This is a genomic window from Streptomyces xanthophaeus, assembly GCF_000725805.1.
In the GTDB taxonomy this organism is placed as follows: Bacteria; Actinomycetota; Actinomycetes; order Streptomycetales; family Streptomycetaceae; genus Streptomyces; species Streptomyces xanthophaeus.
The window spans coordinates 1-22,708 of record NZ_JOFT01000032.1; the positions used below are offsets into that span (position 1 = coordinate 1).

Below are 22,708 nucleotides of genomic sequence, written 5' to 3' on the forward strand. Positions count from 1 at the left end.
CGACCGGCTCGACGCGGCCGGCATCGAGGCCGACGAACTGACCGTCCACACCCCCGACCTGGACGACGTCTTCTTCGCCCTGACCGCCACCACCGTGCCGAACCAGGCCGGCCAGCCCAAGGAGGATGCCCGATGAGCTCCCTCACCCTCACCGTGCGCGACTCCTCGACGATGCTGCGGCGCAACCTCCTGCACGCACGCCGCTACCCGTCCCTCACCCTGAACCTGCTGCTGACGCCGATCATGATGCTCCTGCTCTTCGTCTACATCTTCGGCGACACGATGAGCGCCGGCATCGGCGGCGGCGGGGCGGACCGGTCCGCATACATCGCCTACCTCGTCCCGGGCATCCTGCTGCTGACCATCGGCGGCACCACGATCGGCAGCGCGGTGTCCGTCTCCAACGACATGACCGAAGGCATCATCGCCCGCTTCCGCACGATGGCGATCCACCGCGGCTCGGTCCTCATCGGCCACGTCATCGGCAGTGTCCTGCAGTGCGTGATGAGCGTGGTCCTCGTCGGGGCCGTCGCCGTGGCCATCGGCTTCCGCTCCACGAACGCAACCGCCCTGGAATGGATCCTCGCGGTCGGGCTGTTGACGCTGGTCGCCCTGGCGCTGACCTGGATCGCGGTCGGCATGGGCCTGTCCAGCCCGAACGCCGAGGCGGCCAGCAACAACGCGATGCCGCTGGTGGTCCTGCCGCTCCTGTCCAGCGCGTTCGTCCCGGTCGACGCGATGCCGGGCTGGTTCCAGCCCGTCGCCGAGTACCAGCCCTTCACCCCGGCCATCGAGACCCTGCGCGGCCTCCTCCTCGGCACCGAGATCGGCCACAACGGATGGCTGGCCGTGGCCTGGTGCCTGGGGCTGGCCGTGCTGGGGTACTTCTGGTCCAAGTCGCTGTTCGACCGCGACCCGAAGTAGCCGCGTCAACCTGACGAGCGGCGGCCCCGAGCGCTTACGCCTCCCGTCTCCGTGTGTGCGCACGGGGCACCCCGTATCGTCGATCACGTGCGATCCGCCCGACCCACGGCCCTGCCGGTCAGGCAGCCGCGGGGTCGGGACTCCCCCTGTCCGCAGCGCCGGTGGTGCCCGATTGGGTGGTGGACAGGGCCGAGGTGAGGGAGCTCGTCGCCGCGGTGCGCCGTCGGCGGGCGGCGGAGCGGTAGGCACAACCACGGGCCTCCAAGGCGCGGGCGGTTTCGGGATGACCATGCCGGCCGACGTGGTGTCTGCGGATCCCAAGGTCCGCCGCCGTCTCCGCGGTCATGTCTACGTCTTCACGATCGGGTGCGACGTGCGCGGCCGATCGGCGATCGCGGCGAAGGCGGCCGAGGTGACCCGGTACCCCACCGGCGACACACGGAACCTCGGTCAGGACCCAAACCTGGCAGCTCAGCCCCGACGGCGCGTGGCGTGTTCCACCGCATCACCGGGCAGCAGCCTCGAGCCAGCGAGGCAGTGCCCGAGCTCTGGCCGTCGCACCGGACAACGCCGCCGTCATCGCAGTCAACCGGGACGGCGCAGCAGGCGTCCGATGGCCCTCGTCGGTCGATGAGATCCCCCGCCTGGGTGAGGACGGCGGCGGCGGGTTCCGTCCCGGGGTTTGCAGGAGGCTCAGTGCTCGTGGGGTTCCGCCGCGTATCGCACCGGCAGCTCCCTCAGCCCGCGGGCGCGCAGGGACGTGCGCCATTGGGGCGCGGGGCCGGCCGGTTCGAGGAGGGGGTAGCGCTCCAGGAGGGCTGCCAGGGCGATTTCGGTCTCGGCGCGGGCCAGGGGGGCGCCGAGGCAGTAGTGGATGCCGTGGCCGAGGGCGAGGTGGCCGGCGGTTTCGCGGTCGAAGTCGAGCGCGTCGGGGCGGGCGAAGCGTGCCGGGTCGCGGTTGGCCGCGGACAGGGAGAGCAGGACCGTCTCCCCCGCCGGGACGGTGACCCCTGCGATGGTCAACTCCTCGACCGCGAAACGGCGAATGGCCAGAAGAGCAGGTCCTTCGTACCGTGCGAGTTCCTCGACGGCGGCCGGGATCCGTGAGGGGTTCGCACGCAGCTTTGCCAGCTGCTCCGGGTGCTGGAGCAGCGCATGGATCGCGTTGGCGATGGCGTGCACGGTGTTCTCGTACCCGGCGAACAGGATGAGGAAGGCGAGGGACATCAACTCGTCCTCGCTGAGGCGGTCCCCGTCGCCGTCCCGTACGGCGATCAGGTCGGACAGCAGGTCGTCCGCGGGCTTGCTGCGCTTGTGTGCCAGCAGCTCGGTCAGGAAGCCCAGCATCGCCATCACGGCTTCCTTCGCGGCCCTGGGGCGGCTCGGGTCCGGGGCGACGAGCGCGTCGGTCCAGGCGCGGAAGTCGAGGCGGCGGTCTTCCGGGATGCCCAGCAGGTCACAGATGACGATGATCGGCAGCGGGCCGGCGTAGGCCGCCAGCAAGTCCGTGCTCCCGGCCGGGCCCAGGCCGTCGAGGAGGCGGTCCGCGGTTGCCCGGACGGGCGCCCGCAGCTGCTCGATCCGGCGCGCGGTGAAAGCCCGGCCCACGAGCTTGCGTATGCGGGTGTGGTCCGGGGCGTCCATGTTCAGGAGGTTGGCGTCGAGGGCGGGCGGCAACGACAGACCTCGGTAAGAGCCCTCGGTCGCGTTGGCCTTGTCGAGGGACAGCCTCGGGTCGGCCAGGGCCTCCCGTACATCGTCGTATCGCGTGACCAGCCACGCCGGCATGCCGTCCGTACCGGTGATCCGGCACACCGGCGCGGACTTGCGCAGCCGCTCGTAGGCGGCATACGGATGCTCGATCAATTCGCCCTGAAGATCCATGAGATCACCCTAAGACGTGCAGGGAAACGCCCGTGCGGCCGGGCTCCACGCGGAGGAGCCCGGGGGCGCGACGCGTCCCGCAGCCGAGGTGGGCCAGGCGTGCGAAGCACCAGGGAGGGCCCGGTTGCCGGGCAACCGGGCCCGCACCGACCCTCAGCGCTGACACGTCCCGCTCCTGGCCTCGGCCCACTGCGAGGCATCGCCCTAGACTTCAGGTCAACGTTTCGCAAAGCCATGTACGGCGCAAGGAAGTTCCGTACACGACGATGGGGTATCCAGTGCTTCTGAAAACGTTCGGCTGGTCGTTCGCGGTCACCGCGCTCGGCCTGATCGCGGCGGTGTTATACGGGGGGTGGGCCGGCTTCGGGATCGTCGCGATCCTGTCCATCCTCGAAATCTCGGTGTCCTTCGACAACGCCGTGGTCAACGCCGGGGTCCGGCGAGAAGGCCGAGGCCGCCGCCGGCGTCTGAGCCGGCGTACTCGATGCCGCGGCGGGCGGTGCGGTGGAGCCGGGCCCGGACGCGGCCCGGCTCCACCGAGAACACGGACGGCTGCTGCTGCAGGCAGGCAGGCAGGCAGCGGCCAGACAGACAGGTCCGTCATGCGCGGATCGACGAAGGGTCACGCAGTGAGCAGCGACGTCTTAGAGTGGCCGCCATGAGCGAGCATCCCGGACACCAGTCCGTCCCGCCGGTGTTGTCGGGAGCCAAGAGCGACTGGCTGCCCGTCACCGCGGGCGAGTCGGGTGCCGCCGTCTTCCGCAGCGCGGACGGCACCCGGTACGCCAAGTGCGTAGCGGCAGCGGACGCAGCCGACCTCAAGGCCGAGCGCGACCGGGCCGCATGGCTGAGCGACCAAGGTGTCCCGGGGCCGCAGGTGCTGGAGTGGCACTCCGGCGATGCAGGGGCCTGCCTGGTGACCGGGACCGTCCACGGCATACCCGCCGACCAGGTGTCCGCCGGGGACCTGCGTGCCTCCTGGGGACGCATCACGGACGCGGTCCGGGCGCTGCACGAGGTGCCCGTGCAGCAGTGCCCGTTCAGCCGGGACTTGAGCAGGATGGTCGCCGCAGCGCGCGCGGTCGTGCGCCGTGGCGCCGTGAACCCGGAGTTCCTCCCCGTCGAGCAGCAGCACACGCCGGCCTCGGAGCTGCTGTCCCGCCTCGTCCCGCAGTTCACGCTGCGACGGGACCAGGAGGCCGCCGACACGGTGGTCTGCCACGGAGACCTGTGCCTGCCCAACATCATCCTCGACCCGGACACCCTGGACGTGTCCGGTTTCATCGACCTGGGCCGCCTCGGACTGGCCGACCGCTACGCCGACCTGGCGCTGCTGCTCACCAGCGCGCGGGAGACATGGACGGACGAGGAACAGGCGCAGGCCGCGGACTCGGCATTCGCCGACGGGTACGGCATCTCCCTCGACCACGACCGCCTGCGTTTCTACCTCCATCTCGACCCGCTCACCTGGGGCCAAGACGCCGATCCCCAGGGCGTGATCCTTCACTGAGACCTGGTGTCCGGGCTCCTGCTCCTACGTGCAGTCGGGGCCTTCGGCGTACAGGCCGTTCACGCGGACGTGCTCGATGGCCGTTTCGGTGCCCCGCCGTACGGTGACGGTGATGGAGCCCCGTCGGCGCTCCGTGAACGCCACGCCGTAGAGAGTGCGCTCGCCGCCGCCGGTGGTCTGGAGGTCCCGCACCGGAAGCGGAGCCCCGTTGCAGGTGGCTGAGACGACCTTCTGACGGTCGGCCGCGAAGATCTCAAGCCAGCCCAGCCAGGGGCCCGCCTCGAAGGGAACGAGCTGCGGGACCTCGCCCGCCGCCGGTGCGACGGGCTCCGAGTGGCACGCCGTCTCAGAGGCACCGCCGAACGAGGCGCGGCAGAACCGTCCGTCCGCCGTCAGCCAGGTCAGGGCGACCGCGTCGCCGCGCACCGCAGCAACGGCCAGGCCCTGGCCGTCGGGCGCGTCCTTGCCGTTCGCATGCGCCTGCGCGAGCACGCGGGAGCGCGCTTCCTTGATCGCTGCGGCTTCTCGGTCGGTTCCGGCCGTGTGGGCGACCGGTGGCGGCGTTGGCGAGGTACCCGTTGCGGCCGACGCCGTCGGCCCGCTGCTCTGCGTACTCGCGCCGGATGTACAAGCGGCCAGTGCAGCCACTGCAAGCCCTGCGAGCCCTGCGACTGCGGCTTTCCAAGCGTGTCTTCCGACTCTTCCCCGCACGATCGCCCCTCCCCGTTTCCCCCGTCACATCGAGATGATCCTGCCTTGTGGACCCCCCGGACCATCAGCACTTTCCTGAACCGCCGCGACTCGCCGCGGGGTCACCTCTTGGTGGCCTCGGAGATCCTCCCGGCGATCCGGGGTGTGGTCGACCAGGGCGGCTACTTCGCCCGTCCGTGCGTCGCGGGGGACCATGGCACCGGTTCGGGCGGCCGCCGACCAGAATGTCACCAGGCGCCCCCTCGGGCTTCGGCGCGGGTGGCGCCGGCGGTTTCGCCTCTGCGCTCCCGGCCCCGCCGGATGCGAACGGGCCCGCCCTGTTCGCGTCGGGGTGCTCCCCTGGCGCTCGCCACACGAGGACGCCCGGCGCAGCAGGGCTGCGCTCTCAGCCGCCGTTGGGCGCGTTGAACTCTTCGACCGGGCCGAAGTCGCTGAACGTGCCGGTGTTGACGGCGGGGATACCGCGCATCTCCATGCGCTGCTCGAAGCGCACGGTGCGGCCCTGGCTGTCGACCCACTGGTCGATGTCGAAGCCGGTCACGCCCTTGGCCTTCATCGAGCGGTACGTCCGCGGGTCGACGGAGGCCACCTGGTCGACGTCGAGGCGTCCGGCGAGGTGGTAGGTGGGGATGCCGCCCTGCTCCTCCATGCCCTTGAGTGCCGAGGGGCCGAGGGTGAGCAGCAGCTTGGCGTACCCCGCGTAGTTCGCCACGTTGTCCTCGGCGCGCGGCGTCTTCCTCCAGCCGCTTCCCTCCTGGAGGCGGTTGCGGACGTAGTTGGCGTCGGGCGTGGTCACCGTCTCCATCCACATGGCCTGGGAGGCCGGGACGTCGTCCGGCGTACGGATCTCGCTCCGCCCGGTGAACGGGACGTTGTGGTTGATCCTTCCGGTCATGGTCGATATGTGCCGGCCGGCGGCCGAACTGTTGAACGTGATCGTCGACGCATAGGGGGTCTTCTCCGCCTCGGCGACGGCCTGCTCGGGAGAAAATGCCCCTGCTGTGGTGGGGACGGCGGACGGCGGTGCGGATTCCGGGGCCGGGGACGCAGACGTGGCTGCGGGGGCGGCCGTACCGCCCGGGGCGTCTTCGCAGCCCGACAGCGTGGCGAGGGCGACCGCGATCGCGGCAGCAGTGAGAACCGTCTTGCGGCCTGTGGTGAAGGTGATCATCGTCCGGGGATTTTCCCACACAGGCAGCCTCACCCTCGAACGGTTTCGCCCACACCGGAAAGCGGGGCCAGCCGCTCGAACCGCCGGGGCAGGGGTTCAGGAGCCGATGAAGCGGGTGGCGCCCACGAACGGGCGGTTCGACAGGGGCTCCTCCCTCACCCTCTCCCCCGTCCTCGGCGAGTTGATCATCATCGGCTCGCCCTGGTCGTTCCTGCCGACGTAGATGCCCACGTGCGTGACGTTCGAGGTGCTGCTGCCGAAGCCCACGACGTCACCGGGCCGGAGGTCGGCGGGCGACGTGATCCGCTCGCCCTCGGCCGAACCGGCGGGCGCCGCACCGCCACCCGCGTCGAACTGCGGCTGGCTGTCGCGCGGGATGGTGATGCCGAGAGCGGAGTACACCTGGCCCGTCAGGCCGGAGCAGTCGTAGCCGAACCCGGCCGTGCCGGACCACAGGTACTCCAGACCCAGGAACTTGCGGGCTTCGGCGACCACGTCCTCGCCGGTCGCCCCGGACGTCGGGACCTTCGCGAGGTCGTCGCGCTCGAAGTAGATCCGGGTGCCGTCGTTGGCCCGGGCCTCCACGACGGACGGGGCGCCGGCTACGGGCTTCACGGCGAATTCCGTGTTGAACGAGTACTCGGTGCCTCCCTTGGCGGGCGCGCCCGCCGCCAGTGCCTGACGCGAGCCGTAGCCCCAGGCCGTCGGGCTCGTGACGCGTTCCGCGGTCGTGCCGGACGGGGCCTTCTTCCGGAGCTTCGTCAGCTGCCGGTCGGGCACCCAGCCGGGGTAGCCGCCCGCGTCCCTGGGCGTGGGCTGGCCGTGGACCACCACCTTGTCCCAGAGCACGCCGTCCTTGGTCATCGTGTCCACCACGGTGACCTTGCCCCCGTACAGGGCCTGCGTCTCACCCGGAACGTCTCGGCGCAGGTCGATGTCGTGGGCCATCGCGGCGAACCAGCCCCTGATGTCGACCGGGTTGGCGAGCGCCTTCGCGTCCACCGTCCGCACTTTGTCGGGGCTCTCCCAGATCTGGGCGACGGACACGTCCACGTAGCAGGTCCTGGCACCCTTGCAGGCGGCCGAGGCCGCCGATGCGGAGGCGTCTGCGGCGGAGACGCCCTGCGTCAGGGGAACCAGGGCCATGACGGCACTGACGGCAACGGGAAGCGCGATGTGCGAGAGGGGCATACGACGATTGTCCTGCGCGGGTCGCGACGGACCAGGGACCGATCGGCCGACCATACGGCTGATATCGGACACCCCGCTCGACCTGCCACGCCCACAACGGCCGCCGACGAAACCACGCTTCACCTTCACCACTGGAGTCACAGGGTGTCGCAGGTGACAATCGGCCAGTCCGCCGCACCCGTCCCCGGAAGCCGCTGTGGGCACTCAGCTTCTTCGGTGCAGCCGCGCTGAGTGACCCCGGACCAGCTCGCGGGGAGACCGACCCAAGTGGCGGGAGCGAACAGCTGGGGTTCAGGCCCCCGCCTCGGCTGTCGGCCCCTGGCCGAGGAACCGCTTTGCCGCCTCAACCGCTTCCCGGTTGAGTTCCTCGATGGAGACTCCCAGCTCTCCTCCCAGCCGTCCAAGTCGTATGCGCAGTGGACGAGGGGTTGCAGTTCTACGGGGTCGCCGAGGTCATGGGCGATGTCGGCCCGGATGAGGTGGGTGCCGACCGCGGGATCGAGGGATCCGTCGGCGATCTGACCGGCGACCCAGGAGGCCATGTCCCACTTCGCGGCCCGAGGGTCAGCGGGCGGGTGGAAGAGCAGTCCCAACTCCTCCAGCACCTGGTCGAAGAGAGGCGGAGCCTCGGGCTCTTCGCTCCGGAGGAGACCGGCCAGCATCTGGGAGAAGGAGACTCGCACATTTTCAGACGATGCTGGCCATGGAGTTCCTCCTGCGTGTTCGGTGATCAGGACAGCTCGCGTCCTTCCCGGCACGGGGCTGACCGGCCGTGCTCTGTCGGCCCGAGTCCGGCTCCGGCAGGGTGGAGTGTCCGTGAAGTGGTCAACGGGAGGGACGAGGCAGTCATGGGGGAACTGGACGGCAGGACCGCACTGGTGACGGGTGGCTCGCGTGGCATCGGGCGGGCGGTAGCCCTGCGGCTCGCCGCCGAGGGAGCGCTGGTCGCGGTCCACTACGGCGGCAACGAAGCGGCCGCCGCGGAGACCGTGGCGCAGATCGCCGAGGCCGGCGGCCGGGCGTTCGCGGTGCAGGCCCGGTTCGGTGAGCGCGGAGCGGTGGACCGGCTGTTCAAGGCGCTCATCGCCGGGCTGGCCGACCACGGCGCGGACGGCCTGGACATCCTGGTCAACAACGCGGGCATCCACTCGGTCAGTTCGCTCGGGCAGCTCACCGAGGAGGAGTTCGAGCGGCTGCTGGCGGTCAACGTGAGCACGCCGGTCTTCGTGGTCCAGCGGGCGCTGCCGCTGCTGCGGGACGGCGGACGGATCGTCAACATGGGCTCGGCGGCCACCCGGATCGCAGACCCGGGCCAGATCGGCTACACCGTCACCAAGGCGGCGCTGGCGGCTCTCGGCCCGTCGCTCGCCAACCAGCTGGGCCGGCGAAGGATCACCGTGAACACGGTCGAACCCGGGGTGGTGCTGACCGACATGATCGCCGCCTACGCTGCGGTTCCCGAGGCGGTGGCCGGACTCGAGTCGATCACCGCGCTCGGACGGATCGGCGAGCCGGAGGACGTCGCCGACGTGGTGGGCTTCCTGGCGGGCCCGCAGGGGCGCTGGGTGACCGGCCAGACCATCGATGTCTCCGGCGGCACCTTTCTCGGACCGATCCCGGCCGGGTGACCAGCCTGGGACGGAAGACTTCGGTGAAGCGAAGAGATCACGTCGCGCCGGTGCCGCTGTGAGGCAGCGGTGAGGACCCCGGGCCCGCTCGGCCGGGGTCCTCACCGCCCGACTACTTCGCCACCCGGTACGCGGGAGTCGGCGGGAGCCCAGTGGGCGTGGGCGACGGGACCGGCGCACGGGTCGGGGCCTGCGTGGACGGGGGGCCCAACGTCGGGACCGGCGTGGATGACGGAACCGGCGTGCATGTGGGGCCCGGCGTCGGGTCAGGCGCGGACGTCGGAACCACGGCCGGAACCGGCGTGGACGTGGGACCCACCGTCGGAACCGGCGTAGACGTGGGACCCACAGTCGGAACCGGCGTAGACGTGGGACCCACCGTCGGGGCCGGCGTAGGCGTCGGAACGACCGTCGGGGCCGGCGTAGGCGTCGGAACGACCGTCGGGGCCGGCGTAGGCGTCGGAACGACCGTCGGGGCCGGCGTAGACGTGGGACCCACGGTCGGAACCGGCGTGGGCGTCGGAGCCACCGTCGGAACCGGCCCAGACGTCGGACCCACAGTCGGAACCGGCGTGGGCGACGCAACCGGCCCAGACGACGGAGCCACCGTCGGAACCGGCGTGGGCGACGGAACCGGCGTGGGCGACGCAACCGGCCCAGACGTCGGACCCAGCGTCGGAACCGACGTGGACGACGGAACCGGCGTGGGCGACGCAACCGGCCCCGACGACGGAGCCACCGTCGGAACCGGCGCGCGGGTCGGGGCCGGCGTGCATGTGGGGCTGGGTGTCGGAGTCGGCTTCGGCGTCGTGGAGTTGTCGGCCTGGGCTATGCCGGTCGCGAGAGCGATGCCGGCAACTAAGCCTGATATTGCAACCGCAGCCGCGAGTCCACGAACTCTGTGAGTACGCATGTGGTCCCCCCTGGTCAGTCTGCCCAACCTGCCGCCGGGCATGATCCAAAGAGAGCCAACACCCTCCGTCGCCGACCCGCAACAGGCATACGAATGTGCGGCACTCCCTGTGCGGGCGGGCCAGTAGCTCGACTCCGTCCACCGGAAACACATCGGCGCCGGAAGCCAACGGGGCAGCGGAATCTGCTGCGGCTCGTCCGCCCGGCATCCGGTCAGCCGTGACGTCGTCTTCGGCCTCGAACACCTCGCCCCGCCCCGCGGACCGGCTGACCACCGGCGGGCTGTACGCGGGCCCAGGTCCGCGCCTGCGGCCTGTCAGGGCCGGCAGAGGCGTTCCACGAGGTCCTGCCAGGCGTGTGCCATGCGGTCGATGTGATCGGTGGGTTCCTCCTGGGGCGAGGCCGTCAGGTAGAGGAGGAAGGGCCCTTCCAGCGCGGCGGTGAGCTGTACGGCCATCATGTCGAGGTCGGCGCCGCGGAGTTCCGCCTGGCCGAGCAGCATCCGGATGTGGATCCGCGAGATGGTGCCCTCCCCCGCCGGTACCGGCTGGGAGCCGTCCAGGGCGGCCCGGGCGATGGCCCACGGAAGGAGGGGCCGGGCCGCACCATCGGCTGCCGCCGCCCCGGCTGACCCCGCGGTGCCAAAGGCGGCCCGGTTCCGTGGCGCCCGGCACCGCCCACCGCACCCGTGGCACACGGCAACGGCAACGGCACACGGCACACGGCAACCCCTCGCCGCACGCCTGCGGTGTCCGCAGACGCAGCCTCCCCCTTCCCCGTTCCGAGGACCCCCCATGCCGTTCTCCCTGCCCGCGGGCGGGCGCCTTGCCGTGCTCGCCTGCTCCCTCGCCGTGGCCCTCAGCGCCGCCGGCCTCACCGGAGCCCCTGCCTCCGCCGCCGACCCGGCATCCCCGTACGGCCCGCAGCCGCCGCAGAACCCGGTCACCGCGGCCAACGGCGCCGCGACCATGCACGGCGACAGCGCCTCCAGTGGCACCACGCCCTACCCCGGGCCCGGAACGGCCGCCGTCAACTACTCCCGCACGGCGCTGGCTTCGGCCTGCCCCACCGTGGTCGTGGGGAGCGACGGCTACGTGGTCAGCCTCTGCACGACGATCTTCGGCCAGACTCCGACCGTCCACCTGCTCGACCCCGCCACCGGAGCCGATCTCGCCTCGCTCGCCCTGCCCAAGGGCAGCCTCTTCGGCGGCGTCTACGCCTACCTCGACAACGCCGACCGCCTGGTGGTCGTCGACGGCAACAACACCCTCGTCCGCATCGGCCACCACCGCACCGGCTCCGGATCCGGCGCCGGCTGGGCCCTGCGGATCGACCAGTCCACCCCCCCTCGGCAACGCCGTGCCGGCCGGGGACAACATCGTCGGCCTGACCCCGGCCTGGGACGGCAAGGTCTGGTTCGCCACCAGCGGCGGCGTGATCGGGACCGCCGACACCGGCACCGGTGCGGTACGCAGCATCAGTACCGGCGAAGGCGTCCAGAACAGCATCTCCACGGTCCCCGGCCGCACCGCGGTCGCCACCGACCGCGCCCTCTACCTGCTGTCCGCCGCCCCCGACGGCACTCCCGTCGTGGACTGGCGGGCGCCCTACGACCGCGGCCCGGCCCGCAAGCCCGGACAGCTCAGCTGGGGCACCGGCACCACCCCGAGCTTCTTCGGACCGGGCAACGGCACGGAGTACGTCACCATCGTCGACAACGCCGCCCCCCACGGGAACCTGCTCGTCTACCGGGCGGCCGGCGGACCCGACCCGATCTGCCGGATCCCCGTCCTCACCCAGCACGCGCGCAGCGGCACCGAGGACGCCGTCATCGCCTCCGGCCGCAGCGTCTTCGTCACCAATACCTACGGCTACCCCTACCCGGCGCTGCCCGAGGGCGCTCCGGCCAGCCAGCCCGCCTCCGCGAGCTTCGACGGCGGCCTCAGCAGGATCGACGTCAATGCCCAGGGAACGGGCTGCGACGTGGTGTGGAACAGCCCGGTGAAGTCCGCGGCGCTGCCCCGCCTCTCCCTGGCCGACGGGAAGATCTACACCGTCTCCGTGACCGGGCCGACCGGCAGCGCCGGCCTGAACACCTTCGCCCAGTACCACCATGCCGTCATCGATCCGGCCACCGGCGCCCAGCTCAGCAGCTCCTACCTCGGCATCGGACTGGTCTACAACCCGCTCCAGATGCGGGGGACGGCCGCCCCGGACGGCACGCTCTACCAGGGCACCGAAACCGGAGTGGTCCGCATCTCCAAGCGCTGACCGGCCGGCCCCCGGCCCTCGCGGCGGCCGCCTTCCGTGGGCCGCCGCCGGGCCGGGTCAGACCCGGTCGAGGCTTGGAGCGCCGTCGAGGACGGCCAGTTCGGCGGCGCCGGCCTGGAGCTTCCACTCCGGTGCGACGGCCGCGTACGTGATGACGTCGTGCCAGAAGCCCTGGGTACGGAAGAGCTGGCGGAGGGTGGCTTCGGGGCGCAGGCCGGCGGCGCGCATCACCTTGGGCATGTGGTGGTGGTCGCTGCGGTGGCCGGCCCAGATGCGGTGCAGGCCCAGGTGCCCGTAGCCGTACGCCATGAGCAGGCGGCCCGCCTCGTGCCCGTGCCCGCGTACGGGGGCGCCGGGCAGCAGCACGAGGCTGGTGAGCATGGCGTTGCTGCCGTAGTCCTCGACGAGGAGTCCCATGGTGCCGACGAGGGTGTCGTCGTCCGGGGCGCAGACGGCGAGGGTGTACTTGCGGCGCGGGTGCGTGTGGGGCTGGGCCAGGCACTGGGTGAAGGTGTCGTGGGCCTGGTCCGGGTCCATGCGGTCGATGCCGAGGTAGCGGGTGAGGACCCGGTGGGTGAGGATGCGCGCGAAGGCCTCGTGGTCGCCCGCGTGCAATTCCCGCAGCCGCAGGTGGTCGCCGCGGAGTTCAGGAACTCGGGTCACAGGACGGCTCCGTGCGGTGCGGCCGGGGTTGCCCGGGCGGGGACGAGGGCGTCGAGGTCGACGGAGTGGCGGCCCGACGGCAGCGGTTCGCCGAGCAGGATGCGACGGGCGGTGTCGGTGACGAGCGCCGCGCCGAGCATGACGCCGCTGGCGAGCTGAGGCCAGCTGGAGAGCGTACGTCCGACGCGGGTGAGGGCGTCGCTCATGGCGGGGCTCAGGCGCTGCTCGTCGACGACGGCGAGGAGGAAGCGGATCGTCGCCTCACGGTCCAGGTCCAGTACGTCGGCGGCGGTCGTCGTTCCGGTGCGGCCGTGGAAGAGCGGACGGTCCGGTTCGATGTCGAAGCGCTCGATGTCGAGCAGGCCCCGGTCGTTGGTGTCCATGAGGACCGGGACCCGCCGGCTGCGCGCGTACTCGCGGGCCGCGACCTTCACCCAGGGGGTGTCGCACTCCTCGATGAGCAGGTCCAGGCCGTGGGCCGGGTCGCCGAAGAACTCCTCGATGTTCTCCTCGTTCACGCCGCTGCGGTGGACCTCGACATCGAGGTAGGGGTCGAGCTCGTACATGCGCCGGGCGCACAGCACGCTCTTCTCCAGGCCGAGTTCGTGGACTCCGGAGCGCAGCCGGTTGAGGTTCGACAGCCCGAGCCGGTCGAAGTCCGCCAGTCTGAAGGCCCCTCCGACGCCTTCCATGGCGCAGGTCAGCGCGGCACTGCTGCCGACCGAGAGCCCGATGACGCCGATGCGGCGCCTCAGCAGGCTCTGCTGCTCCTCGCGGGTGATCTTGTCCCTGTTCCGGTCGGTCCGGACCAGGCGGAATTCGGCCTCGGGCAGGACGTGGACCAGGCGACCGGACCACGGGTACCAGACCCACCTGCCGTACGCGTCGGGGTGTGGGCCCAGGGTGTCGGCGACGGCGCGGGACGGGGAGCGGGTGCCGAAGGCGTCCTGGGGTGCCAGGCAGCGCAGGAGTTCTTCGACCTGGTCCTCGATGCGGTCGTGGACCTCGCGCAGGAGGGGCGAAGCGCGCAGAGCGGCCAGGGCGGCTGCGTCGGCCGGCTGCGACGGGTCCAGCAGCACAGGACGAAACGATTCGCTCGCCTGGCGGGGTGAGGGCAGCACGAAGTGGTCCGGCTCCGGGCCGGAAGGCAGGGGGTGCGTCACGGGAGGGACGCTAGCAATCCGCGATCTTGGAATACGGCCCGTCAACCCACTGGGGCGCATTCGAATTGATCTTCTAACCGAATGCGCCCCCACTGCTTTCGCGCGCCCCCATGGCCGGGCCGGACGCCCCGCCCCGGGGCCCCCGGAATGGGCCGTGCGGGTGGACCCTGCCAAGCCCCCCGACCGGTCGGTCCTCGCCCGTCGGACCCGGCCGTGACCCGCATTCGGGCGTGCGGACCGCGGCGGGCGGCACGGCAGGGGGGTTCAGGGGAACTTGCCGGGGCAATCGCTCCTTCTGCAGGCTGTCCCCAGCCGACCCCACCCGCCTGCAGCTGTCCCCAGCCGTTCCGCGCTGACGCCAGCGGGCACAGGGGCAGCAACAGCAAGGCCGAGGAAAGGAAATCGCTCCGTGACCGCCGCGCTCTCCGACAGCTTGAAGACGCTCATCGACGACAGCCCGGTCTTCGCGACCGTGGCCACCATCCAGCCGGACGGCAGCCCGCAGCTGTCGGTCACGTGGATCGCCCGGGACGGGGACGACCTGCTGATCTCCACGACGGTCGGGCGCCGCAAGGAGAAGAACCTGCGCCGGGACCCGCGCATCACCGTCATGATCAACCCGGACACTGCGCCGTACACCTACGCGGAGGTGCGGGGCACGGCCACCGTGACGACCGAGGGCGGGCAGCAGCTGATCGACGACCTGTCCGTCAAGTACACCGGCAGGGACTACGCGGAATTCAACCCGGCCTCGAAGGACGACGCCGAGCGTGTCGTCGTCCGCGTCGTCCCGCGCAAGGTCGTCGGCTCACTCTGAGGCCCACCGCAGGAGAGAGGCCAAAACGGTTGCGGTACGGGTCCATTGACGATTCCCTGATGATTTCAGGCCACACTCCAGCCGGTCCGCGCCACAGGGGTACCCGTCATGCGCATCCGCTTACGCCGCCCTGCTCGTCCCGCCTCGTCTCCGGACACCCGGATCCGGTCACGCTCCGCGCACCCGCGGACCCGCCGGCTCCCGGTCCGTGCCCTCCTCGTCACGCTCGCCCTCCTCGGCGGCACCGCGCTGACCGGCTGCGACTCGCAGCCCGACAGCCGCGCTCCCGGCCCCCGGATCCCGGCCGCGCCCGGCGATCCGGCGCCCGTCAAGGTCGTGGCCGCCACGACCACCACCGTGGACCTCGGCGGGGGCGCGCACCTGATCGTCCCGCCCGGCGCCATGACGGACGGCGCGACGATCCGGGCCACGTACCGCCACCGGCCGGACGGCGACTGGAACGGACTGACGCCGACCTCCGCGCCGGTGGAACTGACCGCCGAACCTGCCGACGCCATCCACGGGCTGCTGACCCTGGAATTCCCGGTGCCCGAACCGCCCGCCGGCGCCGGCCCGGAGGGGCCGCCGTCGTACGGGGTGTCCACCTTCGAGGAGGAGAGCGGCGCATGGACGCCGTACGCCTCCACCTACGACGCCGCCCGGCACATGATCGTCGCCCAGATCCCGCACTTCTCCTGGTGGAACCCCTTCTCCTGGAACTGGGTCGACATCGGGGCCCGGGTCAACCAGAACGTGGGTCAGACCCTGGGGCGCCGAGCCGGGCAACCGGCCTGTTCCGGGGGCGCGCCCGACTGGGTGGCCTCGCTCAACGGGGTCACGTCGGAAGCTGCGGTCGCCGTACGGGGCTGCGCGCAGGCGGAGGGCGATGTCCTGGACGTGCAACTGGTCAACAACAGGCCGTACGGCATGGTGCTGGAGTACGGGGCTCCGGTGACATGGGGGTGGCACGAGAAGGGCGGGAGCGCCCAGCAGATCGGGGCCAACGAGCTCGGCGACGCGCTGGCCGGACCCGGACGGCTCTACCTTCCGCCGCTCGGGCGGGCCTCGCTCGGCATCCCGCGGACCTCGGCCACGCAGGTGTCCCGCTTCAGGATCGGTCCGACCGCGGGCAGCCTCTTCGTGGACTTCGCCACCCAGGGCGCCGACTTCCTGGTGGGGAAGAAGCTGCCTGAGGTGGGCAACTGTGCTGTTCTGATGGCCACTTACACGCCCGACCTGTCGGCGGCATCGCTGCGCGACACCATCGTCTCGGCCGGCAGCTGCCTCAAGGACTCCTACCTGCGGGAGGTCGCGGCCGGAAAGCTGGACCGCTCGACGGTGGACCAGCTGTCGGCCCGTCTGGACGGCCTCAAGAAGGCCTCCGTGGTGGGGAGGTGGTGGACCGTCTACGGCATCGAGTGGCAGTTCGCCGATCTCTTCGTGGACCAGGTGATCGTGTCGGACGCGGGCGGACTGGGCGCGGGATTCTCCCTGCTGGCCCGCCGCCCGGCCGAAACGCCCAGGCCCACCACACCCGTCGGCCCCGCCACCCCCACCGCCGGCGCGCCGCCCCCGCGGCCGTCGCCCGGCGCGGACGGCCCGAACCCGCCGCCCGCCTCGCCTAACCCTCCGCCCCCCGCTCCCGCGGGCCGGATGGAAACCGTCGGGGGGCTCACCCACACGTGGACGGAATATCGCAATGCGGGTGGGCCGGAGGGACCGCGGATCCAGCCGGGGGCTTCGGTCCTCATCACCTGCAAGGTCCGCGGTTTCGCCGTCGAGAACGGCAACACCTGGTGGTACCGCATCGGTTCGCCCCCGTGGAACAACGCCTACTACGCCTCGGCCGACCCCTTCTACAACAACGGCCAGACCTCCGGGCCGGTCAAGGGCACTCCGTACGTGGACGAGGCGGTGCCGGACTGCACCTGAGCAGCGGTCGCAGCCGCACGTGTTTCGGCATGTGCCCCGGGGTGATAACCGTCCCGATGTCTCACACCCAGCAGGAGGGGGCCCCATGAAGTACGACCTGTCCGGTCGCCTGGTGATCGGGATCGCTTCCAGTGCCCTGTTCGACCTCGCCGACTGCGACGCGGTGTTCCGGGAGCAGGGGCAGGCTGCCTACCGGGCCTTCCAGGAGGCTCATGTGGACGATGTCCTGGCCCAGGGGGTGGCCTTCCCGTTCGTCCGCCGTCTGCTGTCGTTGAACGACCTCGCGGAGCCTTCCGATCCGTTGGTCGAGGTGATCATCCTGTCGCGCAACGACCCGGACACCGGCCTGCGGGTCATGCGTTCGATCGGCACCCACGGCCTGGCCATCAGCCGGGCCGTCTTCCGTCAGGGCCGTTCGTCCCACCGGTTCATGCCGGCCCTGAACATGTCGTTGTTCCTGTCGGCCAACGCGGACGACGTCCGCGCGGCGGTGGCGGACGGGCTGCCGGCGGGGCACGTGCTGGAGACGGCGCGGGTCGACGACGAGGCCGACCCCGAACTCCGCATCGCCTTCGACTTCGACGGAGTGGTGGCGGGTGACGCCTCCGAGCGGGTCTTCCAGGACGGCGGCCTCCACGAGTTCCGTGCGCACGAGGTCCGCAACGCAGCCACGCCGCACGACCCCGGCCCCCTGAGCCCGTTCCTCGCCGGCATCAACCGCATCCAGCGCCGCGAGGAGGACGAGCGAATCGAGGATCCCGCCTATCGGCCCCGCCTGCGGGTGTCCCTCGTCACCGCTCGCGACGCTCCCGCGCACGAACGTGCCGTGCTGAGCCTCAAGCGGTGGGGGCTGCGGGTCGACGAAGCCTTCTTCCTCGGCGGCATCGACAAGGCCGCCGTCATGAACGCCCTGGATCCGCACATCTTCTTCGACGACCAGGTCTCCCACGTGAACGGCACCGCGGCGGCCACCCCGAGCGTCCACGTACCGTTCGGCGTGGTCAACGCTCCCCCGCCCGGGCCTTGACGGGAGGCGTTGACACGCCACGGCCACTCGCCCTGTCAGTGGATTCTGTGCTCCGCCCAGAAGGGGCCGAGGTCCTGCGTGGTCGCCGCCTGCGCAGCGCGCAGGAAGTCCGCGGTGGTGGCGACGCCCAGCCAGTGGTCCCGCACGTAGCCGCGCAACAGGGCCGCCATCGCCGGGCTCCCCAGGGTGCGTTCCAGGTCGTGCAGGGCGCAGGCCCCGCGCCCGTAGACCACGCGGACGTACTCCGATCGGCGCCCGTCCGCGTAGTAGGCCAGGGAGCGGGTGAGGGCGGCCGTATCGCTGGGCCAGGCGCCCTGGTCCGCCCAGCAGGTGGTGGTGTCCTCCCGGCCGTACAGCTGGTTCGCGTACTGGGAGAAGGATTCGTCCAGCCAGGGTGACGCGAACTGGTCGTTGCCGACGATGCCGTAGAACCACTGGTGGGCGACCTCGTGGACGACCGCCGAGCCCTCGGGTTCGGTCCAGAGCAGGACGAGGCCGGGGAACTCCATGTTGCCGAACTCGTCGAGGGCGTCGCTCATGACGAGGTCGAGCTCACCGTACGGGTAGCGCCCGAACCGCTGCCCGAACTCGTCGACCGAGCCGACGGCGTCCTTCAGGTCGGTGGCGACGCCCTCGGGGGACGTGGACGCGGTCCAGAACGCATTGAGCTGGACCCCGCCGGGCGTGGTCACCGTCTTCGAGAGGAAGGGGCCCGCCGCCCACGCGAAGTCCCGCACCCCGCGCGCGACACTGGTGCTGACCGTGCGTCCGGGTGCGCTCGGCCGCCGGGTGGTGGTGCCCGTGGCGGGAACGACGAGCGTGTCGGGGTGGTCGAGGGCGACCCTGAAGTCACCGGCCAGGGTGTGGAAGCTCTCGCCGAAGCCGACGTCCGGGTCGAGGTGGCGGCCCTGCTCGTCGCGTACGGACAGCAGGGGCAGCGCGTTGCCGAGGTAGCGGTGCGCACCGTCCCTGCCGAAGCGGTGGACGCGCTCCGGAACGGTGATCGCGACGTCGAAGGAGACGCTCGTGCGCGCCCCGTACGGCAGCGGCGCGGGCAGGTCGATCCGCAGGGCGGTACAGCCCACGGTGAGCGGCCGCGCCGCGCCTCCGGTGACCCGGCCCACCCGGACCGGGGACGGCTTGTCCGGTGCTCCGCAGCCGTCCGTGCCGTTGCCCCAGAGCCGTACGTCGACCGAACGCAGCGGGGTGCGGGCGGCGTTGCGGAAGGACACCGTCTGGCGGCCGGTCCAATGCGAGCCGTCGGCGTCGGCGCGCAAGGACGCCTCGTACGAAGGGCGGTCCGGTGTCGCCGTCGCGGGGGTGGTGGAGTCCGCCGCGGGCCGAGCGGCCGCCGTCTGCGGGACGAGCAGCAGGACGGCCGCGAGTGCGAGCAGCGGTGCACGCCAGAACCTGAACGAGGTCATGACAGGCACGCTAGAACGCCCGGGCTCCCGGACGCGCGAGTTCCGGGGCTTCGCCCCCGCGACGCTGGCCCTGAGGCGTGTGCGTGAGGTGATCAGGGCATGAAGCCTTCCACCGGTCCAGGCCCTACGGGCGTGTACGTCACTCCGGATACCGGTCGCTCCATGCGGCGCGGCCGGTGGGTGTGCGCCTTCGCCGGCTTGGCTTTGGCCGTTCCGTTGGCTGCCGTCGCCCAGCCTGCCATGGCCGTACCGGCCGCAGACAGCGCCCCGTACACCTGTCACGCCGAGCCCGGGTGAGACGGTGACCGTCAACGTCAGGGAGTCGGGGTCGGTCACTCAGGGCGACTTCCAAGCCGTCAACCGCTTTACCCGCGGCGTACTCGGCACTGTTCGCGACGTGACCCCTGCGTCCGGCGGCGTCGTCCTCTGGCGGAACGACACCGACGCCTTGGTCGTCGTGGAACTGGACGTCTCCTCGGCCCGCAGCGGCCAGATCAACGGCGACGTGGTGGCCCTGCCTTGACGTTGACGGCCCGCGGACCGGCGACGCACCCGGGCGGGTGCGGTCAGTCGCCGAAGTAGGCCCTGGCCACGGCATAGCTGTCCTCGTAGAGGTGGTATCGGGTGATCCGCCCGTCCCGGACCGTGGTGTGGAGGGCGAACGCGGTGTCGATGTCCCGGCCCGTCTTTTTTACCCGGGAGACCATCCGCCCGATGAGCACCACGTCGTCGCCCTCGGCGATGACCTGGCGGAGGTCGAACTCCTTGGCCTGCACATGGGTCTGCAGCAGCTCGAAGAACGTCCGCATGCCCTCCGCCGAATCGACTTCCGGTACCCAGGGAATGCCCGGCGGGTGCGGGACGGAGAACGACACCGAATCGGCGAACAGTGCCGCCGCCTCTGCGCTCTTCCCCTCTGCGAGCAGCGGGAACAAACGCTGGACGGTCTGAGCCGGTGACTCTGCTGTCATGCGTGCGGACCTTACTCCGGAGTGCTGTGCCCCGCCCGCGTACGCGGACCCGCGTCACCCTCCGCGCCGCTCCCCTGTCCCGGCTTGCGGTCCCTGTCTTTCCTGCGGGCCCGGTCCACCCGGTCAGGGTCCGCCTTCGGACCGCCTCCCGGGCCGGTACGGGACGGCACTCCCGGTGGACGGCCGTGCTCGTCCACGGCCGCTCCCTGATCGGGGAGCAGGGCCGGGCGCGGGTCCTTCTTGCCGGCCATGTGCACCTCCTGTGTTCTCACCGAATCGGCATACGTCAAGAATCACACGAAAAGCAGGACAATACACAGATTCAGGGCATTCTTGATTCATGGGTGACGAAGAGCTCCCCACCGCCCCGTGGACGTTCCTGACCAGCCACGCACGTGTCCTCCTCGACCTCTTCGCCGAAGATCCGCGGAACGCGAGCGGCTGTGTGCTGCAACCCGGCGATGGCCGGGTCCTCTATGCGTCCGGGTTGGTGGGGCCGGCCAGTGCTCGGGCCGCCAGGGGGTTGGGCAGGGCGCCTACCCGCGCGTCGAGACGCTGACGCGTGCTCAATTGAGCTCGCGTACGCCGCCCTAACTGATCATGCCCGCGTCACCCGCTCGCTCCACGGGGTGCGGTCCCGGCTCCCACTCCGGCAGCCAGTCGGTGGCGAGCGCACCGGCGAGGGCCCCGCGGAACCACTCGCCGAAGCCGAGCCCGGTGTCGTGCCAGTCGCCCCGGCCCCGACGGAACGCCGACACGCTCCAGGCACCGTCCGCACCCGGGACGAGAAAGAGCCGGTCGCCTTCGACCGTGTGCCCCCAATGCAGCGCCCCTTACCGTACGGAGGACTGGTGTACGGGGGCAGGTACATGGCCATCAGGGAAGACGTCCGCGGAAGGCGCGGATCCGGCAGGTCGCAAGCGGATCCGCCGTGCGGCGCTCGGGGGTGCGGTCGGTGGCGCGGTATGTGTGGCCGCCCTCGGCTTCTCGTTCGTCGTTCGAGGGTGGGAGCTCGGTATCGCAGCGTGGATCACGGTTCCGCTGCCCGCCGCGGCAGCCGTTGCAGCGGCGTGGGGCGGGGCTCGGGAAGGCCGGAAGGACGGCATCCGTCAGGAAGCCGTGGCCGACGCCCTCGCACCGGGAGAGACCCCTCTGAGCGCCTACCTCGTGCGATCGGTACCCCTCCACCTGGAGGTGCCGGACGTCTGGGACCAGTGCGTTCCGCAACTCACCACCCGGGAGCTCCAGTTGTGGCAGGACACGTCACTGCTGCTCGGCCGCCCGTGGAGCGAACTGGGCGTGATCGCCCACGGAGACGACCGAGCGATCGTCCGCGGCCCCCGGAAGGGCCGCTCGCCGAACTGCAGTTGGAAGAATCGGGCTCGTCGGAAGAACTCGTCCTCGCCGGCGCCCGCCTCAAGGCGCGCGCACGCCGCTGACCGCCCCGGTCCGTGCCCGGACCGGGGCGGTCTGCCGTGCCTCGGCCCGGGCGCGCGCCCCGGTGTGCGCCCGCGCGCCTCCGCGCGCCCCCGCGGGAGGGATGGCCGACGGAGCGGGGCCCGCCGACCATGAGCTTTCGCTGCTCGGCGAACACGCCGCATCACAGACGCATCGGGGGCACGATGACACGACGCTGGCTGGTCACGGGATGTTCTTCCGGCCTTGGACAGGCCCTGGCCGCCGCCGCGGCCCGGGCGGGGGACGAACTGGCCGTCACCGCGCGCAAGACCGCCGATCTGGAGGAGCTCGCCGCCGCCTGGCCCGGCCGGATCATCCCGATCCCCCTCGAACTGCGCGACGCCGCCTCCTGCGCCGAAGCCGTCCGCACCGCCGCCGACCGTCTCGGCGGCATCGACGTACTCGTCAACAACGCCGCCGGCGGGCTGTTCGGTGCGGTCGAGGAGGTCTCCGACGCCGAACTGCGCGACCAGCTGGAGACCCTGGTCGTGGGCCCGTGGCGGCTGACCCGCCTGGTCCTGCCGCTCATGCGGGCCCAGGGGCACGGCCACATCGTCAACGTCTCCTCCGTCGTCGGCCGCATGGCCTTCCCCGGGCTCGCCGCGTACGGCGCCGGGAAGCACGCCCTGGAAGGCATGAGCCAGGCCCTGGCCATCGAGGCCGCACCCCACAACATCCGCGTCACCGTCCTCGAACCCGGTATGTTCGCCACCCGCTACGGCACCTCCATGGCCGAGGCCCGTGAGCGGATCCCCGCCTACGACGTCACCAACCGGGAGATGCTCGAAGGAGCCCGCGGGCTCGCGGAGAACCCCGAGACCGGCCGCCCCGAGGACTTCGCCGCGCGGGTCCTGGACATCGTCGCCTCCGGCACGGCCACTCCCCTGCGGATCCCCATCGGCGACGACGCCTACGGCTACCTCGACGAAGCCGAACGGGCCTACCTCGCGGAGTTCGCCGCCGCCCGGACCATCACCCGCACACCGCCCGCGACCTGACGGGTCCTCGGACGGCCGCCCGCGCCCCCGGCCGACGGCGCCGCGGGCACGGG

At 71.5% G+C, this 22,708-nt stretch carries 19 protein-coding genes and 3 pseudogenes; 12 read left to right on the forward strand and 10 right to left on the reverse strand.

All coding sequences use genetic code 11. The annotated features are described in order from the left end of the window. Nucleotides 1–136, forward strand: a pseudogene (locus IO30_RS47065) (ABC transporter); the annotation flags it as partial. Continuing rightward, nucleotides 133–924 carry an ABC transporter permease gene (locus IO30_RS0120640; protein WP_031145016.1) on the forward strand — a complete coding sequence of 264 codons (792 nt, stop codon included), beginning with the start codon at nucleotides 133–135 and terminating at the stop codon, nucleotides 922–924. The pseudogene IO30_RS47065 and the gene IO30_RS0120640, both read left to right, overlap by 4 nt. Nucleotides 925–1,617: 693 nt before the next feature. On the opposite strand, the gene IO30_RS0120650 is transcribed toward IO30_RS0120640, so the two are convergent. Next, entirely contained in the window at nucleotides 1,618–2,808 is a 1,191-nt protein-coding gene (locus IO30_RS0120650; protein ID WP_031145017.1) for a cytochrome P450 family protein, read from the reverse strand. A gap of 278 nt (nucleotides 2,809–3,086) precedes the next feature. Between IO30_RS0120650 and IO30_RS48145 the strand changes: the two are divergent. Both IO30_RS48145 and IO30_RS0120665 read left to right on the forward strand, forming a co-directional pair. Beyond that, a pseudogene (locus IO30_RS48145) lies at nucleotides 3,087–3,254 on the forward strand (DUF475 domain-containing protein); the annotation flags it as partial. 212 nt (nucleotides 3,255–3,466) lie between these two features. Then, nucleotides 3,467–4,318: an APH(3'') family aminoglycoside O-phosphotransferase gene (locus IO30_RS0120665; protein WP_051902445.1), complete on the forward strand. Its 852-nt coding sequence runs from the start codon at nucleotides 3,467–3,469 to the stop codon at nucleotides 4,316–4,318. Between the two features lie 24 nt (nucleotides 4,319–4,342). On the opposite strand, the gene IO30_RS0120670 is transcribed toward IO30_RS0120665, so the two are convergent. The 3 genes from IO30_RS0120670 to IO30_RS0120680 all read right to left on the reverse strand — a co-directional run bounded on the left by IO30_RS0120670 (nucleotide 4,343) and on the right by IO30_RS0120680 (nucleotide 7,391). Next, entirely contained in the window at nucleotides 4,343–4,810 is a 468-nt protein-coding gene (locus IO30_RS0120670) for a hypothetical protein (RefSeq protein ID WP_031145020.1), read from the reverse strand. Nucleotides 4,811–5,414: 604 nt separating this feature from the next. Continuing rightward, the gene (locus IO30_RS0120675) at nucleotides 5,415–6,200 is read right to left on the reverse strand and encodes a hypothetical protein (RefSeq protein ID WP_031145021.1); all 786 of its coding nucleotides are present in this window, start codon (nucleotides 6,198–6,200) and stop codon (nucleotides 5,415–5,417) included. Between the two features lie 96 nt (nucleotides 6,201–6,296). Next, the gene (locus tag IO30_RS0120680) at nucleotides 6,297–7,391 is read right to left on the reverse strand and encodes a C40 family peptidase (protein WP_051902447.1); all 1,095 of its coding nucleotides are present in this window, start codon (nucleotides 7,389–7,391) and stop codon (nucleotides 6,297–6,299) included. Between the two features lie 848 nt (nucleotides 7,392–8,239). Here IO30_RS0120680 and IO30_RS0120690 point away from each other — a divergent pair. Next, nucleotides 8,240–9,019: an SDR family NAD(P)-dependent oxidoreductase gene (locus IO30_RS0120690; protein ID WP_031145023.1), complete on the forward strand. Its 780-nt coding sequence runs from the start codon at nucleotides 8,240–8,242 to the stop codon at nucleotides 9,017–9,019. Nucleotides 9,020–9,243: 224 nt separating this feature from the next. After that, nucleotides 9,244–9,924, forward strand: coding sequence for a hypothetical protein (locus IO30_RS43680; protein ID WP_167347273.1), 681 nt, complete (start codon nucleotides 9,244–9,246; stop codon nucleotides 9,922–9,924). Nucleotides 9,925–10,247: 323 nt separating this feature from the next. Here IO30_RS43680 and IO30_RS0120700 read toward each other — a convergent pair whose 3' ends face one another. Beyond that, the gene (locus IO30_RS0120700) at nucleotides 10,248–10,433 is read right to left on the reverse strand and encodes a hypothetical protein (RefSeq protein WP_051902451.1); all 186 of its coding nucleotides are present in this window, start codon (nucleotides 10,431–10,433) and stop codon (nucleotides 10,248–10,250) included. A gap of 292 nt (nucleotides 10,434–10,725) precedes the next feature. Between IO30_RS0120700 and IO30_RS40700 the strand changes: the two are divergent. Further along, nucleotides 10,726–12,202: pseudogene (locus tag IO30_RS40700) on the forward strand (hypothetical protein). A gap of 57 nt (nucleotides 12,203–12,259) precedes the next feature. Here IO30_RS40700 and IO30_RS0120710 read toward each other — a convergent pair. Further along, nucleotides 12,260–12,865, reverse strand: a complete 606-nt coding sequence (locus IO30_RS0120710) for a GNAT family N-acetyltransferase (protein WP_031145026.1) — start codon at nucleotides 12,863–12,865, stop codon at nucleotides 12,260–12,262. Next, the gene (locus tag IO30_RS40705; protein WP_234321792.1) at nucleotides 12,862–14,028 is read right to left on the reverse strand and encodes a ThiF family adenylyltransferase; all 1,167 of its coding nucleotides are present in this window, start codon (nucleotides 14,026–14,028) and stop codon (nucleotides 12,862–12,864) included. The genes IO30_RS0120710 and IO30_RS40705 overlap by 4 nt, the downstream gene beginning before the upstream one ends. A 409-nt stretch (nucleotides 14,029–14,437) precedes the next feature. Here IO30_RS40705 and IO30_RS0120720 point away from each other — a divergent pair, with 409 nt between their 5' ends. The 3 genes from IO30_RS0120720 (at nucleotide 14,438) to IO30_RS0120730 (ending at nucleotide 17,804) form a co-directional block, all read left to right on the forward strand. Continuing rightward, entirely contained in the window at nucleotides 14,438–14,845 is a 408-nt protein-coding gene (locus IO30_RS0120720; protein ID WP_031145028.1) for a PPOX class F420-dependent oxidoreductase, read from the forward strand. 108 nt (nucleotides 14,846–14,953) lie between these two features. Continuing rightward, nucleotides 14,954–16,777, forward strand: coding sequence for a hypothetical protein (locus tag IO30_RS0120725; protein ID WP_031145029.1), 1,824 nt, complete (start codon nucleotides 14,954–14,956; stop codon nucleotides 16,775–16,777). 85 nt (nucleotides 16,778–16,862) lie between these two features. Then, a complete protein-coding gene (locus tag IO30_RS0120730) occupies nucleotides 16,863–17,804 on the forward strand; it encodes a 5'-nucleotidase (protein ID WP_031145030.1) in 942 nt (313 codons plus the stop codon). Between the two features lie 35 nt (nucleotides 17,805–17,839). Here IO30_RS0120730 and IO30_RS0120735 read toward each other — a convergent pair whose 3' ends face one another. Next, complete coding sequence (locus tag IO30_RS0120735) at nucleotides 17,840–19,228, reverse strand: M1 family metallopeptidase (RefSeq protein ID WP_031145031.1); 1,389 nt, start codon at nucleotides 19,226–19,228, stop codon at nucleotides 17,840–17,842. A 397-nt stretch (nucleotides 19,229–19,625) separates the two neighbouring features. On the opposite strand from IO30_RS0120735, the gene IO30_RS47650 reads away from it, so the two are divergent. Continuing rightward, nucleotides 19,626–19,751: a hypothetical protein gene (locus IO30_RS47650; protein ID WP_267886476.1), complete on the forward strand. Its 126-nt coding sequence runs from the start codon at nucleotides 19,626–19,628 to the stop codon at nucleotides 19,749–19,751. A 43-nt stretch (nucleotides 19,752–19,794) separates the two neighbouring features. Here the strand turns inward: IO30_RS47650 and IO30_RS0120745 are convergent, their stop codons facing one another. Both IO30_RS0120745 and IO30_RS45515 read right to left on the reverse strand, forming a co-directional pair. Continuing rightward, nucleotides 19,795–20,199, reverse strand: coding sequence for a nuclear transport factor 2 family protein (locus tag IO30_RS0120745; RefSeq protein WP_031145032.1), 405 nt, complete (start codon nucleotides 20,197–20,199; stop codon nucleotides 19,795–19,797). 590 nt (nucleotides 20,200–20,789) lie between these two features. Continuing rightward, entirely contained in the window at nucleotides 20,790–20,957 is a 168-nt protein-coding gene (locus IO30_RS45515; protein WP_157853346.1) for a hypothetical protein, read from the reverse strand. 864 nt (nucleotides 20,958–21,821) lie between these two features. On the opposite strand from IO30_RS45515, the gene IO30_RS0120755 reads away from it, so the two are divergent. Beyond that, entirely contained in the window at nucleotides 21,822–22,655 is an 834-nt protein-coding gene (locus IO30_RS0120755; RefSeq protein WP_031145033.1) for an SDR family oxidoreductase, read from the forward strand. Nucleotides 22,656–22,708 lie beyond the last annotated feature (53 nt).